This is a genomic window from Paenibacillus timonensis (assembly GCF_022427145.1).
Classification (GTDB): domain Bacteria; phylum Bacillota; class Bacilli; order Paenibacillales; family Paenibacillaceae; genus Fontibacillus; species Fontibacillus timonensis.
The window spans coordinates 81,813-96,363 of record NZ_JAKSXN010000011.1; the positions used below are offsets into that span (position 1 = coordinate 81,813).

General features: G+C 56.3%; 15 protein-coding genes. 10 read left to right on the forward strand and 5 right to left on the reverse strand.

Annotated elements, in window-relative coordinates; translation table 11 throughout:
- Positions 1 to 19: 19 nt before the first annotated feature.
- The 3 genes from MJ257_RS06330 to MJ257_RS06340 are packed head-to-tail and all read right to left on the reverse strand — an operon-like array spanning position 20 to position 2,834.
- Positions 20 to 562, reverse strand: coding sequence for an HAD family hydrolase (locus MJ257_RS06330; RefSeq protein ID WP_155605310.1), 543 nt, complete (start codon positions 560 to 562; stop codon positions 20 to 22).
- 18 nt (positions 563 to 580) lie between these two features.
- Positions 581 to 2,701 carry a DUF5054 domain-containing protein gene (locus MJ257_RS06335; protein ID WP_240268423.1) on the reverse strand — a complete coding sequence of 707 codons (2,121 nt, stop codon included), beginning with the start codon at positions 2,699 to 2,701 and terminating at the stop codon, positions 581 to 583.
- A complete protein-coding gene (locus MJ257_RS06340) occupies positions 2,688 to 2,834 on the reverse strand; it encodes a hypothetical protein (protein WP_240268424.1) in 147 nt (48 codons plus the stop codon). Before MJ257_RS06340 ends, MJ257_RS06335 begins: the two co-directional genes overlap by 14 nt.
- A 209-nt stretch (positions 2,835 to 3,043) precedes the next feature.
- On the opposite strand from MJ257_RS06340, the gene MJ257_RS06345 reads away from it, so the two are divergent.
- Positions 3,044 to 4,222, forward strand: a complete 1,179-nt coding sequence (locus MJ257_RS06345; protein ID WP_240268425.1) for an MFS transporter — start codon at positions 3,044 to 3,046, stop codon at positions 4,220 to 4,222.
- Here MJ257_RS06345 and MJ257_RS06350 read toward each other — a convergent pair.
- Together MJ257_RS06350 and MJ257_RS06355 are read right to left on the reverse strand one after the other, a co-directional pair.
- Positions 4,200 to 4,568 carry a DUF423 domain-containing protein gene (locus tag MJ257_RS06350; protein ID WP_240268426.1) on the reverse strand — a complete coding sequence of 123 codons (369 nt, stop codon included), beginning with the start codon at positions 4,566 to 4,568 and terminating at the stop codon, positions 4,200 to 4,202. The two genes, MJ257_RS06345 and MJ257_RS06350, sit on opposite strands and share 23 nt — an antisense overlap.
- Before the next feature lie 117 nt (positions 4,569 to 4,685).
- Positions 4,686 to 5,846 (reverse strand): asparaginase, encoded by a 1,161-nt coding sequence (locus tag MJ257_RS06355; RefSeq protein ID WP_240268427.1) that lies wholly within the window; start codon positions 5,844 to 5,846, stop codon positions 4,686 to 4,688.
- A gap of 303 nt (positions 5,847 to 6,149) precedes the next feature.
- On the opposite strand from MJ257_RS06355, the gene MJ257_RS06360 reads away from it, so the two are divergent.
- The 9 genes from MJ257_RS06360 (at position 6,150) to MJ257_RS06400 (ending at position 14,486) form a co-directional block, all read left to right on the forward strand.
- Positions 6,150 to 6,740: an RNA polymerase sigma factor gene (locus MJ257_RS06360; RefSeq protein WP_178022624.1), complete on the forward strand. Its 591-nt coding sequence runs from the start codon at positions 6,150 to 6,152 to the stop codon at positions 6,738 to 6,740.
- Positions 6,737 to 7,177, forward strand: a complete 441-nt coding sequence (locus MJ257_RS06365) for a hypothetical protein (protein ID WP_178022623.1) — start codon at positions 6,737 to 6,739, stop codon at positions 7,175 to 7,177. The genes MJ257_RS06360 and MJ257_RS06365 overlap by 4 nt, the downstream gene beginning before the upstream one ends.
- A 44-nt stretch (positions 7,178 to 7,221) precedes the next feature.
- Entirely contained in the window at positions 7,222 to 8,313 is a 1,092-nt protein-coding gene (locus MJ257_RS06370; protein ID WP_240268428.1) for a hypothetical protein, read from the forward strand.
- A gap of 118 nt (positions 8,314 to 8,431) precedes the next feature.
- Positions 8,432 to 9,127: a response regulator transcription factor gene (locus MJ257_RS06375; protein WP_240268429.1), complete on the forward strand. Its 696-nt coding sequence runs from the start codon at positions 8,432 to 8,434 to the stop codon at positions 9,125 to 9,127.
- 4 nt (positions 9,128 to 9,131) lie between these two features.
- Positions 9,132 to 10,136, forward strand: a complete 1,005-nt coding sequence (locus tag MJ257_RS06380; RefSeq protein ID WP_240268430.1) for a sensor histidine kinase — start codon at positions 9,132 to 9,134, stop codon at positions 10,134 to 10,136.
- A gap of 108 nt (positions 10,137 to 10,244) precedes the next feature.
- The gene (locus tag MJ257_RS06385; RefSeq protein WP_178022619.1) at positions 10,245 to 11,015 is read left to right on the forward strand and encodes an ABC transporter ATP-binding protein; all 771 of its coding nucleotides are present in this window, start codon (positions 10,245 to 10,247) and stop codon (positions 11,013 to 11,015) included.
- Complete coding sequence (locus MJ257_RS06390) at positions 10,990 to 12,963, forward strand: ABC transporter permease (protein WP_240268431.1); 1,974 nt, start codon at positions 10,990 to 10,992, stop codon at positions 12,961 to 12,963. The genes MJ257_RS06385 and MJ257_RS06390 overlap by 26 nt, the downstream gene beginning before the upstream one ends.
- A gap of 17 nt (positions 12,964 to 12,980) precedes the next feature.
- Positions 12,981 to 13,616, forward strand: a complete 636-nt coding sequence (locus MJ257_RS06395; protein WP_178022617.1) for a DedA family protein — start codon at positions 12,981 to 12,983, stop codon at positions 13,614 to 13,616.
- 15 nt (positions 13,617 to 13,631) lie between these two features.
- On the forward strand, positions 13,632 to 14,486 hold the full coding sequence (locus tag MJ257_RS06400) for an undecaprenyl-diphosphate phosphatase (RefSeq protein WP_240268432.1): 855 nt from the start codon (positions 13,632 to 13,634) through the stop codon (positions 14,484 to 14,486).
- Positions 14,487 to 14,551 lie beyond the last annotated feature (65 nt).

The following is a 14,551-nucleotide window of genomic DNA, read 5'->3' on the forward strand; positions in this document are numbered from 1 at the left end:
TGGGTTCGGAACTAGTTGCCTAGTTCTTTACCGCAGATAACCGGGCATTCAACCGTTCCGCCAGCTCCAGCAATTCCAACGGTTCATTGATCGCGTAATCGGGTTCTTCTTCGGGGCCAGCCGGCGTATGCGGATAGCGCGGTGTCCATTTCAAGAACACGCTGGTGATCCCCAGCGCATTCGCTCCTTTGATGTCGCGGCTGAGATTATTGCCGACCATGGCGATTCGCGGGATATCGGCTTCGCTTAAATCCAATGCGCCAAGCGCCGCTTTGAACATGCGGGGGCTGGGCTTCTCCGCTTTGATATTTTCCGAATAGATCATGGCCGCAAATGCGTCGTACAGCCCGTGCTGACGATAGATATTCTTGAACGACTGCGCCTCGCCATCGGCAACGAGGGCCAAGGTATAACCGCGTTCGTGCAGCTCCCGGACCAGTTCCTTCGCGCCGGGGATCAGATCCGCCTTCACGACGATGCCTTCGTCATCCCGCACTTCCGTTGCTTCGTCGACGAGCGTGTCGCCGCTATCCAAAAAGAGAATTAATCGTTTATCCGCCATAGGATTCCGCTCCTCTCCTTACGATTTGGGGTGGGACTCCAGCTTGACGCGGAAGCGGAATTTGGCGTCCTCGCCGTACCACATCGGGAAGTTGGTGCCCCAAATATTGTTGTGCAGATTAAAATGCCAGCCTTGCTCCAAAGAGGCAAACGTATTGTCGAACCGGAGCATGCGTCTTTCGCCCGGAGCGACCAGCGCGGCGTCGAGGTTTTCGATCGCGGCTTTTCCGTCGGCCCCTTCGTAAAAGACGCCTGCGTCGACCGCATGCAGGTTGCGGTTGCCGTCCTTGACGACTTGCAGCGGCGACACGGCGCGGCCTAGCTTGTTCATCATCCACAAATTCGGATTATCGACGGCCAACCCGCAGCTCAGCCAGCAGGCTTCCGGCAGCCGGTTCGCCTCCTTGCCGAACCATTGCAACGTGACGTCGATGGCCGACTCCCGGTGGGGAAAATCGTACGCGAGCTCGAGCTCCCTTGGGGCGCCGTACCGTTCCGCCGCCTCGGCGGGCAGGCGCAGCCGCATCACGTAACGGTCCGAAGCCGCGAGTTCTTGAAACTCCAGCGCATCCAACACCGGGGAATACAATCGGTGGGCAGGGAGCGGCCGAACCTGCTCGAACCCGGGTTTGCCGAAATCGGCGTCCGCCCACGGGTGGGTGACCGGGAGGTTCTCCAGATAAGTCCGGAAATACCGGGCGTAGTCTTCCGTGCCGAACGTTTCGTAAACAAACTCGCCCAGCGGATAGCGCTCGCTCGTCCAATTCTTGCCGTTGCCGTCGATCAGCTCGATGATCGCTCCGCGCTCGGAGAAGGCAACCTCGAACCGGCCTCCGCGGCAAGACGTCCGCGCAAGACGAGGTACCGCGTCGCTTAAGCAACTCTTCCGCGGCGTCAAATCCGCGAGCGCCCGTTCGGCTTCTTGGCGCAGCTCCGGTCGCAGCGCCTGAGCCGCTCGGGTGATGTATCCCCGTTGCTCGGCCCAGGAGCTCTCGAGCATGGAGTAGGAGCGCCGGCTGGACTCCTTGTTGAACAAAGCGCTGGACTGCTTATCGAATTCATCCAAAGCGAAGGCGCCGATATAGCCGTATTTTGCCGGGATATCGGCGGGGTCCACGTCGTCCCTGGCGCGGGCGTCGCGGAAATCCGCTTTCGCATAATGGCGGAAGTCCGGCAGCCACTTTTTCACGTCGAGCCCCCAGGTGTGCTCGGCTACCAGCATCAAAGCTTCGCTCATCGCCCGGTAGTCGGCGTCGTCCTGGCTGATGCCGCCTTCGGCAAGCCAACGGCGGCGGAGACGCAGCAGCTCCCGGTATTCCGCCAGCTTGCGCGGGTCCGTGGCCGCCCCGTGAATCCAGGTATCGCCGATCTCCTCCGTCACGACCGGCAGCCGATCCCGCACCGCCTCAAGCCGGGCGGCAAAGGCGTCCAGGGTGGAGGCCATGACCTCCGCGCCGGGGAATCGCTGCCGAAGCTCTGCAAATTGCGCCCGAATTTCCGCTTCGGCGGGCGGCCCGCAGTTGTCGCCGGTGTGGGCGAAGACGAGCGCGTCTTTCAGGCCGTCCGCCTCCAGCACTTCGCCGTACGTCCCGGCGTAATTGACGATGATTTCCGCGCCGTCCGACGTTCTCCAGCGAAAGAGCTTCGGGACGGCCGGCAATTTCGAAGCCGGATTCACGCCGATGTGCAAGTACCGCACGCCGGCTTCCTGCAGCAGCGGCACCATGGCGATCGTGTGTCCCGGAACGTCGGTCATTTTGGCGGCGATCGTCGTTTTGCCGTAACGTTCGTCGAGACGGCGGCTCAGCGACAAGCCGTCGGTGAACAACCGTGGATCCATTAACTCCGTATGCGTCGTGAAGGGTAACGCGTGCCAGGCGATGAAGCCTCGTTCGATTGCCCGTTCCATGCGCTTTCGATCCGCCTCGTCGGCCAGCTCAAGATAGTGCTGGATCAGCCACGATCCTACCGTCCAAACAAACCGGTCGGCTCCCGGGCCGTCCGCCATCCGTTCGGCCAGATCAAGCGCTTTCGGAATAAACTCTTCGCGATATTGCCTCGCTACGTTCGCGGCCAAATGGGTAAATCCGATATCAAGATGGGTTTTGAAAATAACATGTACGCGTTCAAGGTTTGACATGTGCCTGCCCCTCCGCAATCTTTCGGATCAAGCGGACGACCCCGGCTTTGGGAACCGCCGCTTCGATCAAGTTATCGCCGATCTCTATCGATTGTAAGCTTAATGTCCGACCGCAGCAATCTTTTATTTCCATCTCGTAGAGGGCGCAATCTCCTTCATCGCCGTCGAAGTGGGAGAAGGGGAGACGCATGTCGTGGCCTGCTCCAAGCAGTAGTAATGCTTGAAATCATTGCGGCTGGATTGCCGAATTTTTGATATGATACGAGTGGCGGGCTGTTACGCATAAAGCAGCCTGCCTTTTGATGTGAAACCAATACATACCGTCATGGGAGAAGTGCCGCCGTGAAGAACAAGAACCACGTGTTTTGGGGATTTTTCGTTTTGATGATTGCGCTTGGCGCTAGCGATAGTTTGCGTGGCGTATTTTCCGTCGTGTTCGCCGATCATTTCCGGCTGACGGCCGACCAGGTGGCGCAAATCGTCACGGTCAGTTATGGAGGGAATCTTTTCTTTTTGCTGGCCGGGGGCAGGCTAATAGACCGCTTCGAACGGAAGAAAGCGATGTTGGCGATGCTGATCGTCTGGATGCTGGCGTTGCTGCTGTTCGTGCTGTCGGATAACTTTTACGCCATATTGATCGGAATGTTTCTGGCGATGGGCGCTTCCACCTTGCTGAGCACGACGATTAACATCGTGACCCCGCTGCTTTTTGTAACGACGCCGGGGCTGGCGGTGAATTTTTTGTTTTTCGTGCAAGGGATCGGCACGACCGGGAGCCAAAGCTTGGCGGGCAACTTCGCTGAGAGTTTTGCCGACTGGAAGTTGACCAACGTTATTCTGCTCGTCCTGGGCGTCGTCGCGTTTCTGATCCTTTCTTTGAACCGGATTCCCGATAATCGGAGTGAAGGGGAAACGGGGGCGGGGTCCAGCCGGAAGTACCGGTTTAAAGACGTTCTGGCCAGCCGCTCGTTCATCCCGCTGGTGTTCTTGTTTGGTTTCTACTTTATCGCCGAGCATGGCATCTTAAACTGGCTGGTCGCCTACGGGACGTTTCACCTGGATTTGTCCAAAGGAGCGGCGGCGAACTATTTGGCCGTCTTTTTCGGGGGCATTACGGTAGGCAGGCTGGTGTTCTCCCCGTTGATCGATAGAATCGGCCTGTTCCGGAGCATTACGGCGTTTGCGCTTGCGGCTTGCGCCCTTTACGTTGCGGGGATTTTGTGGGGAGCGTCGGGGCTTTGGCTGCTGAGCGCCAGCGGATTGTTTTTCTCCATCCTGTATCCGACGATCGTCATGATGCTGCAGAAGTTTTACCCCGCGGCCATGATATCCACGGCGACGGGGGCGATCATTAGCGTCGCTTCCTTGTTCGACATCGGGTTTAATTTCTTTTTCGGAAAGATCATCGACCTGGTCGGCTACGAGCGCGGATTTCTGATCCTGCCCGTCAGCATGATTTTGTTCGTCGTGATCTACCTAGTCGGGGTTCAGGGGAAAGTCAGCCTTGGATCGCGGCGATGACGAAGATCACCCAGCCCGCTAGAAAGCAAACACCGCCAATCGGCGTGATGGCGCCTAATTTGCGGATGCCGGTCAAGCTCAAGGCATACAGGCTGCCGGAGAACAGGATCATCCCGGCAAACAGGAACCAACCGGCGAGTACGATTTGCGATTCGCTCTCGAACTGCGCCGCAGCAAGACCAAGCAGAATTAACCCCAGTCCGTGGGCGATATGGTACTGAATCCCGGTCTGATACGTTTTCTGCCGATCCTCGGTCAAGCGGTTTTTAAGGGCATGGGCGCCGAAGGCACCGAGTGCGACGGCGAGGAACATCATGATTCCGCCCAAAGTAAGCAGTAATGTCATTTTGGATCAACACCTCCACCCAAATCTTACCGGTTCCCCACAAGCTCGTCAATCAGGCAAAAAACAAGCCGCGCGTACTTAACGAACGCGCGGCTTGTTCTATGGAGATAGGCTTCCTTATTTGGCCGGAAGCTCAATTTGGCCGTACCCAACCGTGGTGAACCAATCCTTGACTGTATCGAAGTCCTTAGAGAAGGACAAGCACAGCAACAAGAGGATGCGGGCGTGAGCCGCATTCAGGTTGTCGCCGGCAATAACGCCGTCGCCGCTGGAATAGTTGCTGCCCGAGCCGGTCCGGGTTGTCGTCACGAACACGACGCCCTTCTCGATGGCGGCTTTGCGCTCTTCGCTCATCGCTTTGGAAATGCCGCCCGCTCCCGTGCCGGCAGTGACGATGCCTTTAGCCCCGTTCGCAACGAAGCCGCTGATCGCTCCAGCGCCGGCATCTTGATAGGAATAGGCGATTTCTACTTTTGCCAAGTCTTTTTTGGTGATTTTGCTTAAATCGAACGGCGTAGCCCAAGCCGTGGTCGATTTCAAGGCGCGGAAGGGGGCGCGGTATACGCGGATCGTTTTTTCGTCGATATAACCTAGCGCTCCGATTTCCGGAGTCACAAACGTATCGGTACGGTAGGAGTTCGTTTTCGTGACTTCGCGTGCGGCATGGAACTCGTCGTTCAGCATCAGAACGGTGCCGAAATACTTCGTTTTCCCGCTCGCCGCCAGCTTAATGGCGTTATAGAGGTTGGCCGGAGCATCCGTGCCGATGACCGTCCAAGGCCGCATCGAACCCGTGATGACGACCGGCTTCGGACTACGTACGGTCAGGTCGAGGAAATAGGCGATTTCCTCCATGGTATCCGTACCCGTTGTGACGACGACCCCGTCCTGGGTTTTGAGGGCTTCATCTACTTTTAAGGAAAGATCGTATAATTGCTCAATCGTATAGGCGCTGGAGCCGGAGTTGCCGAACTGATAAGTGGAGACCTCGGCGATTTGATCCTTATTCGGGAGGGATGCCACGAGATCGGCGATCGGCAGCGAACCGGCCCGATAAGTTTGGAAGCTCGTTTCATCCGTGGATTGCCCGGCCAACGTACCGCCGGTGGCGATGACCTGCACTTTCGGCAGCTTCTTTACGGCTTCGGTCGAGTTAACGGTGCCCGTAACGGTTTCGGCCGCGGAAGCCGGCGAGAGATATAGATTGGGGAGCAACGCGGTCACGGCGAGGCCGGTGACCAATAAGGCCTTCAAACTTCGGGATGTCCACTTCTTCATTCCATCAACCTCCAAGATGTTTTTTAGTTAACGATATGTAATTAAACCTAACGCGAGATCCGTTAACTTGAGTGAAATTATAGTTTGATGTCACGTATATTGACAAACGAGTTAAAGGCTCATTAAAGCGCTTAAATCATGTAGGTCCTTGTGTTTTCGTCCTCCTAAGCGTTCTTAAAGGCAGTTTTAAAACATTTAAAATATCCGAATTTTATGTAATATATTATGACATTCATTTCAAATTGCGGGAGTTTGTAGAACTTTAACGGTTTCAAACGTTTTTTTAAATAGTGCAGGGGCAGGATGGACAACCGTCGTCTATCTATTGGGGAGGAGGGGAGAGTCATTGATGAAACGTCGTTTATTCTAAGATTCCAGCAGGGAGACCGCAGCGTCTTTCCGTGGCTGGTCCGGGAATACGGGACCTATGTGTACCGGGTGGCCCATTCGGTGCTGCATGATGCCAAGGAAGCGGAGGACGCCGCGCAGGAAACCTTTCTGCAAATCTATAAAGCTCTCCCGGAGTATCGCTCCCAAGGTCTCAAGACCTGGATGACCCGGATTGCCGTCAACAAGTCGATCGACATCAAGCGGAAGAGGGACCGTCGCAAGGAAGAACATTGGGACCCGGCCGATCTGGACCTGCAGGCGTCGGGTTCGGAAGAGGACCAGCTGTTTGGCTTGATCGACGCCGAACGGAGCACGGAGGTACGCCAGCGAGTTGCGGGGCTGCCGGCGGGACACCGCCAGATCGTCACGAAATTTTACCTGGAAGGCAAAAGCCATGAACAAATTGCCGCGGAGCTTAGCGTGGCGGTAAAAACCGTCGAATCGAGGCTGTACCGGGCAAGGGCCTATATTCGCGAGCATTGGTCAAGGGAGGAATGGGGATGAGCCATCAGCAGCCTGAGGATTTAGCATTGTGGCGGAGCTATATCCGCGGCGGACTGGATCCGAACACGGAGGCGCGCATGGAAGCTTTGCTGCAAGGGGATGAGGCAGCTTTCGCCGCCTATGCCGCCGCATTGTCCTCCTTGGAAAGCGAGCTTCCGCATCCAATTGAGGAAGAAGCCTACTTACAATCAATTTTGGAAAAGCTTCCGCAAATGAAAGATAGCGTGGCGCGAAGCGGCATACGCAAGACCTGGGCCCGACACCCGCTGCTGCATTACGCGATCGCGGCGACCTTGACGGCGTTGCTGCTCGGCAGCGGATTTTTCGATAAAATCGCGGCGGAGACCAATCATCTGATGAATCGCCCGAATCCGTCCTCCTTAAGCGAACGGATGATGGAGGCGACGACCGGCTGGTTGGACGGGTGGCAACGCTAACGCGTGGATTTTTCATAGAATGATAGAAGAAAGGAAGAAAACATATGCCGTATGAGCGAAATCGACTGCTAGCTTTATTGTTAAACTTCATCCCGGGAGTGGGACATCTGTACTGGGGCAAAAAAGGAAGGGGGATCACGTACCCGATCCTGTTCTTCGGCGGACTGCTGTTTGGATTCGTTGTCGCGATGGCCGCGGATAGCGGGGAGCTGGCCATGGTGACCCTTATCGCGGCAATCCTTCTCTGGTTGATCTCGATGGCCGATCTATTGATTACGATGCTTCGCGAATCCCCGGAGGAACGCGCTTACCGGGAGCATGTCCGGCAGATGACGGGCGAAGGAAGAGAATCGGAGAAATTCTTTACGATTCTGCTGTCGTTTGTTCCGGGCTTGGGCCATTTTCAGCTGGGCCTGATGCAGCGGGGATTATCGTTTTTGATCGCCTTTTTCGGCTTGATCACGATGATGTTTTTCGTAACAGGCATTACGCATGAATCGGTCTTCTTGCTGTTCCTCGGCTTGCTGCCGATCATTTGGCTGTACAGCATGTTCGACGCGGTGCAGCTGGTGCACCGGAAATTGGCGGGGGAGCCGCTCGTCGACCGGACTCCGTTCGACGATTGGGAGGCCGGCCGAATCGAAGGCCGTCGCAGCAAAGTGCTGGCAACGCTGCTGTCCGCATTTCCGGGAGCGGGCCAAATGTATCTGGGTCTCCAAAAACGCGGCCTGCAGATGATGGTCCTGTTCCTGGGCAGCTTTTATGTGATCGACGTGCTGCGGCTTTCGGTGTTTCTGTTCGTCATCCCGATCATCTGGTTTTATTGTTTCTTTGACGGTCTGCAGCAGACGAGCCGTTACGGGATCCTGCCGATGGAGGATCACCCGCTGCTACAAACCCGCGGCGAATACCAGCATTGGCTGGGTATCGTGCTGATCCTGTTAGGGGTGTATTTCGTCGGAATGGAGCTCATCGTTCCGGTGCTGGACGCGAACTTCCCCGAGCTTCACTTGCATCTTCGGATCGAGAAATACCTCCGGCCGACGATCGTCGCCGTGCTGCTGATCGGCGGCGGAATCAAGCTGTTAGCCCGGCCGAAACGGCGGGATATGCTGTGGAGCGACGGGGACATCTAACATTTTTGCAAGACGACAAGAGGGGTTGCAGCTTCGCGGCTGAACCTCTCTATTTTATTTCCGAGGCCTGACTTTGTTACAATGCAAGGAGTGGGATGAAAGAAAGGGAGAAGCGCACATGTTCAAAATCTATATCGTCGAAGATGACAAGCCGCTCGTGGAGCTGCTGGAACAATATTTGCACCGGTTTGGTTACGATACGCTGGCAGTCGCCGATTTCGGCGAGGTCAAAACCGAATTTGAGCGTTATGCCCCGCATCTCGTGCTGCTGGACGTGAATCTGCCGAAATACGACGGGTACTACTGGTGCCGACAGATCCGCAACTTATCGACCTGCCCGATCGTATTCTTGTCGGCGCGCGAAGGAAAGATGGACCAGGTGATGGCGCTGGAAAACGGGGCCGATGACTACATTACCAAACCGTTTGATTACGATATCGTGATCGCCAAAATCAAAAGCCAGCTGCGCCGAGCCTATGGGACCTATGCCGGAAGCGGGGACGACCGCGCGGTTACGGTCGCCGGGCTGCGCCTGGACCGGGACCGGCTATCCCTTAGTTTGCGGGACGACCGGATCGAGCTAAGCTTAACCGAGGTCAAAATCCTGGACGAGTTAATGGGCAAAATCGAGCAGGTGGTCAGCCGGGATCGGTTGCTGGAGAAAATTTGGGATGACCAGGCGTTTGTCGACGACAATACGCTGAACGTCTACGTAACCCGGGTGCGGAAGAAGTTGTCCGCCCTCGGGATCGACGATGCGCTGCAAACCGTTCGGGGCCAGGGTTACCGGCTTGTGCCGCAATGGGGGGAGTGAGCCCATGCGTTTATTCTTGCGGGATCAACGCCCGTTCATTCTGGCTTATTTGCTGCAACTGGCTTTGATTACCCTGGTCTATTGGCTTGACGGTTACCGTCATGCGGCGATCAGTATTTATGCCGCATTGCTCAGTTCTTGCGTCTTGGTCGTATTTTTAGTTATCCGCTATTGGACGAACCGGTCGTTCTATCGCCTGCTGGGGCAGGTCCCCGAGTCCCTGCGCGCTTTTGCCGATGTCAAACCGGGCTCGCCGCTGGCCGACTCCCTGCAGCGGTTGCTCAAGGCGCAATATCGCCTTTATTTGCAGGAAATCGGCGAGCAGCAGAGCAAGATCGACGGCCATCGCCATTTTATGAATCAATGGGTCCATCAAATGAAGACGCCGTTGTCCGTGATCCACTTGATGGTGCAGCATGAAGACGACGCTCGGTCGGTGGCGATCGGCGATGAGCTGGATCGGATGCGCAAGGGGCTGGAGATGGTGCTTTACGCGGCCCGGTTGGATACGTTCGAGCATGACTTCGTGGTCGAGACGCTGGATTTGGGGGCCCTCGTACGTTCGGCTGCTTCGGCGCAAAAAAGATTGTTCATTCGGCGCAAGGTCTATCCCGTGATCGGGATTCCCGATGGCCTCGCGGTCGCTTCAGACGAGAAATGGCTAACTTTCGTACTGACCCAGCTCATCACGAACGCCGTCAAATATACCGTGAAGGAACGGGCGAATCTCCATTTCCGCGGCTATGCGCGCGGGCGGGAGACGGTGCTTGAGATCGAGGATGAAGGCGTGGGCATTCCGGCGAGCGATCTTCCGCGGGTGTTCGACGCTTATTTTACCGGAGACAATGGTCGCAGTTTTCAAGAATCCACCGGCATGGGATTGTACTTGGCGAAGGAAATTTGCGTTAAATTAGGGCACCGGATCGAGCTGGAATCGCAGGAGGGGACGGGGACGACAGCGCGGATCGTCTTTCAGCCGGACCGTCAAGCTTACAACGAAGTAAGGTAACTGTAAGGTTGAGCCATGGAGCGTAAGCCGGCGGCTTTACTATAATCAAAAGTGTCAGGCGGCATGCCATGACACGAGAGATGTAATGAGAAGGAGCGCTTGAACGGCATGGCGGTATTGGAAGTTGCGGCATTAACGAAAATCTACGAGGGAAAGATCGCCACCAAGGCTTTGGACGGCGTTAGTTTCCGGATTCATGAAGGGGAATTCGTCGGCATCATGGGGCCGTCGGGCAGCGGCAAAACGACGCTGCTCAACGTCATCGCCACGATCGACGAGCCAACTTCGGGGGCGGTGACCTTGAATGGGCAGGACCCGCATCGGATGACCCGGGAACAGACGGCATTGTTCCGGCGGCGGGAGTTGGGGTTCATTTTTCAGCATTTCAACCTGCTGGATACGCTGACGGCGGAGGAAAACATCGTTTTGCCATTAACGCTGGATGGCGTTTCTATTCCAGACATGAAGGCGAAGGCGCTGGAGATGGCGCGTCGGCTTGGGATCCAGGGGATTTTGCCGAAGTATGCCTATGAATTATCGGGCGGACAAATGCAGCGAACGGCGATCGCCCGCGCGATGATTCATGAGCCCTCGCTGATCTTGGCCGACGAGCCGACGGGCAACCTGGACTCGAAAGCTTCCCGCGACGTCATGGACGCTTTCGCCGCCATGAATGAGTCCCACCGGGCGACGATCCTGATGGTCACGCATGATGCGCTGGCCGCGAGCTTTTGCCACCGGGTCATTTTTATCAAGGACGGGAAGCTGTACAACGAAATCTATCGCGGGGACAACCGGCAGGCCTTTTTCCAGAAAATCATCGACATGATGTCGCTGCTTGGAGGAGACAGCCATGACCTTTCGTCAATTCGCCTATAACAATGTCCTGCAGAACAAACGAACGTATGCCGCTTATTTTCTGAGCAGCTCGTTTTCGGTCATGATCTTTTTCGTCTGTGCGCTGTTTCTGTTTCATCCCGGCCTTCAGCAGGAGGTCACGTATCATTCGGCCGTGCTGGTCTTATGGGCAGCCGAAGCAATCATGTACGTGTTTGTCTTCTTCTTCGTGATCTATTCGGTAGGCTCCTTTCTACGTTCGCGCAAACGCGAGTTCGGGATTTTACTGCTGCACGGCATGACCGAAAAACAGCTGCGTAAGCTGGTATTCCTGGAAAATATGCTGATCGGCGCGGGATCGTTGGTTTGCGGCATCGGCGGGGGGCTTTTACTGGCCAAACTGTTTCTGATGGCCGGCTCCAATCTGCTAGGCGTTCCGCAACTGGCCTTCCATGTGCCTTGGCCGGGCCTGCTGTTAACGCTGGGGGCGTTCTCGCTCTTGTTTCTGCTGATTTCGCTTTGCACGACGATTTTGCTGGGCTCGCACCGGCTGATCGAGCTGTTCCAGGCCGAGATGAAGCCTGCCCGGCCACCGCAGGCTTCCCTGGCATTAACGCTGCTTGCGGCGGGTTTGCTTGGCGCCAGCTACCTGCTGGCGGCCACGGCCACGGCCTCGAACGTGCTGATCCGCATGCTGCCGGTCACGGCGATGACGATCGCGGGCACGTATTTCTTCTACACGCAGTTGAGCGTGTTTTTGATTCAAAGGGCAAAGCGGCATTTGGCCTATTATTGGAAAAAAACGAATTTGGTCACCCTATCGAGCTTGGCTTACCGGATGAAAGAGAATGCGCGGATGTTCTTCCTCGTGACGGTCATCTCGACGGTCACGTTCTGCGCGGTTGGTGCGTTCGCCTCGGTGAATCGGTTGGCGGATCAATTCGATCAGGACTATCCGGTGGAGATCGCCTATGTGTCCAAAGGGGACGGCGATGCCGCGGCTGGGTACCTGGACGCGATTCGCGGCGAGCTTGCGTCGCGAGGGATCGCTTACCGCACGGTTAGCCTGCCGATCACCCTCGCGGAAGTGGCGTCATCCAGCCCTTCCTCGGCGCTGGAGCGCCTGCCGCTGATCTCGTTCGCCGAATACAAGCAGCTTCTCGCGGCGGCGGGGATCGCGGTTTCCGAGGCCCCGCCGGAAGACGGAGAGGCGCTGCTGTTGCTCGGCTCGGAGCGGGAGCAGCCGCTGCTCGCGCAGCGGAATCCGGTCACCTACACGTTTAAAGGCGCGCCGGAGATGCCCGTTCGCGAGATCGGCGTTACGCAGCATGTAGCCATCCCCGAGAACCTGACCCTAACCGCCGGTGACGATCGGGAAGGTTCGTTCTCCGGTCTGGTGGTTAGCGATGCCTTGCTGGAACGGCTGAAGACGGCTGCGGTGAAGGAAGGCGGCGGGATTCGCACGGACCGGTTCACCGGGTTTTACGTGGAGGATCCGAAGCTCACCCGCGGCCTGGCCGCGGACCTGACCGATAACGGAAGAATGAGCTACGAGATGGACCGGCCCTACGCCATGACCGTCAGCGGAACATTGGCTGAAGTACAGCGGACGACGTACCGGGCACTGTTGTTTTTCGCTTTGCTGGTGGGCACCGTATTTTTCATCGCGGCAGGGAGCTTCCTTTACTTCCGGCTGTACAGCGATTTGGCGTATGACCGGAGGCAATATGGGGCGCTGGCTAAGCTGGGCCTCACGGACAAAGAACTGTCCCGGATCGTTACCCGCCAAGTTGGGCTGTTGTTCTTCGTACCGATTGCGCTGGCGATCGTGCACAGCCTGTTCGCGTTCAAGGCCATGCAAAGCTTGTTCAATTTTTCCGTCGCTTGGCAGACGGTGGTGATCCTGGCCAGCTTTTTGCTGGTGCAAGTGGCCTATTTCTTCTTCATTCGGGCCCGATATTTACGCAATGTCAAAAAAGCGATTCGCTAATTTAATGGAGGTACGACGTGGAGAACTGGATTACGGACTTTATGGAGCAGTTCGGTTATTTTGGCGTCTTTCTGCTCATTGCCTTGGAAAACGTGTTTCCTCCGATTCCGTCGGAAGTGATCTTAACATTCGGCGGATTCATGACCACCTATACGAGCTTGACGCCGATTGGGGTCATCGTCTTCTCGACGCTGGGATCGGTGTTTGGCGCTGTGATCCTGTACGGGATCGGATATCTGGTTAACGTCGACCGACTGGAAAGGTGGATTGACCGTTACGGACGTTTCCTGCGCCTGAAAAAAGAAGACGTCCGCCGCGCGGATGCCTGGTTCGACCGGTACGGTTATTGGACGGTGCTCTTCTGCCGGATGGTTCCGCTGATCCGCAGCCTGATTTCCATCCCGGCCGGCATGTCTAAAATGAAATTCGGCCTGTTCCTGCTGTTCACGACCATCGGGACGCTCATTTGGAACGTGGCTCTCGTCCTGCTCGGTGCGGCGGTAGGGGGGTCCTGGGAAGAAATCGTCGCCTTCATGGACGTTTACTCCAACATCGCTTATGCCGTTATCGCGGCAGGCGTGCTGCTTGTGGCCGTACTCTGGCTGCGCCGGAGAAGAAGCGGGGCGCGCGGCAACATCAAAACAGGGGAATAAGGAGAAACCGAGGAAATGAATTTTTTGGAACTCATTAAAGCGATTATTCTTGGCCTGGTGGAGGGATTAACGGAGTTTGCTCCGGTGTCCTCCACGGGGCATATGATCATTGTCGACGACATGTGGCTGAAAACCGGGGAACTGCTCGGTTCGAAGTATGTGGCGAATACGTTTAAAGTGGTGATTCAACTCGGTTCGATTTTGGCCGTCCTGGTCGTGTTCCGCAACCGATTTATCGATTTGCTGGGACTGTCGCGCTGGATGCCGGGGAAGGCAAAGGGAACGTCGGCGGCTGGACAGAGCGGGCCGCGGTTGAAGCTGATGCAGGTGATCGTTGGGCTGATTCCTGCCGGGGTTCTTGGCGTGTTGTTCGAGGATTACATCGATGAGCACCTGTTTTCCACGGCGACGGTGTTGATCGGTTTGGTCATCGGAGCGCTGCTGATGATCGCTGCCGACCGGTTCGCGCCGAAGCGAGTAAGTGTGGAGACCGTCGATCAAATTTCGTACAAGCAAGCGTTCAGCATCGGCTTGTTCCAATGCCTTTCGATCTGGCCGGGTTTCTCGCGTTCAGGCTCGACGATTTCCGGCGGGGTACTGCTCGGCTTAAGCCACCGCGCGGCGGCTGATTTCACCTTTATTATGGCCGTTCCGATCATGGCGGGGGCCAGCTTGATTTCCCTGGTGAAAAATCTGGAATACTTCACGATGGATGCGCTGCCGTTTTTTGTGGTGGGCTTCATTAGCGCCTTCGTGTTTGCGCTGTTGTCGATCCGGTTTTTCTTGAAGCTGATCGACCGGATCAAGCTGGTGCCGTTTGCGGTGTACCGCATTCTGCTGGCGATCGTGATCTGGGTGGTTTATTTCTAGGTAATGCAACAATCAGTTGAAGTACCCAAAACAAAAAAAAGAGATGCTGCGTAACGGCAGCATCT

Excerpts from the sequence above, each read along its gene's own strand:
- MJ257_RS06375 (WP_240268429.1), top strand. The coding sequence starts at position 8,432 with ATGTTCAAAATCTATATCGTCGAAGATGACAAGCCGCTCGTGGAGCTG.
- MJ257_RS06400 (WP_240268432.1), top strand. The coding sequence starts at position 13,632 with ATGAATTTTTTGGAACTCATTAAAGCGATTATTCTTGGCCTGGTGGAG.
- MJ257_RS06365 (WP_178022623.1), top strand. The coding sequence starts at position 6,737 with ATGAGCCATCAGCAGCCTGAGGATTTAGCATTGTGGCGGAGCTATATC.
- MJ257_RS06385 (WP_178022619.1), top strand. The coding sequence starts at position 10,245 with ATGGCGGTATTGGAAGTTGCGGCATTAACGAAAATCTACGAGGGAAAG.
- MJ257_RS06380 (WP_240268430.1), top strand. The coding sequence starts at position 9,132 with ATGCGTTTATTCTTGCGGGATCAACGCCCGTTCATTCTGGCTTATTTG.
- MJ257_RS06390 (WP_240268431.1), top strand. The coding sequence starts at position 10,990 with ATGACCTTTCGTCAATTCGCCTATAACAATGTCCTGCAGAACAAACGA.
- MJ257_RS06330 (WP_155605310.1), bottom strand. The coding sequence starts at position 562 with ATGGCGGATAAACGATTAATTCTCTTTTTGGATAGCGGCGACACGCTC.
- MJ257_RS06360 (WP_178022624.1), top strand. The coding sequence starts at position 6,150 with ATGGACAACCGTCGTCTATCTATTGGGGAGGAGGGGAGAGTCATTGAT.
- MJ257_RS06340 (WP_240268424.1), bottom strand. The coding sequence starts at position 2,834 with ATGGAAATAAAAGATTGCTGCGGTCGGACATTAAGCTTACAATCGATA.
- MJ257_RS06355 (WP_240268427.1), bottom strand. The coding sequence starts at position 5,846 with ATGAAGAAGTGGACATCCCGAAGTTTGAAGGCCTTATTGGTCACCGGC.
- MJ257_RS06370 (WP_240268428.1), top strand. The coding sequence starts at position 7,222 with ATGCCGTATGAGCGAAATCGACTGCTAGCTTTATTGTTAAACTTCATC.
- MJ257_RS06335 (WP_240268423.1), bottom strand. The coding sequence starts at position 2,701 with ATGTCAAACCTTGAACGCGTACATGTTATTTTCAAAACCCATCTTGAT.
- MJ257_RS06350 (WP_240268426.1), bottom strand. The coding sequence starts at position 4,568 with ATGACATTACTGCTTACTTTGGGCGGAATCATGATGTTCCTCGCCGTC.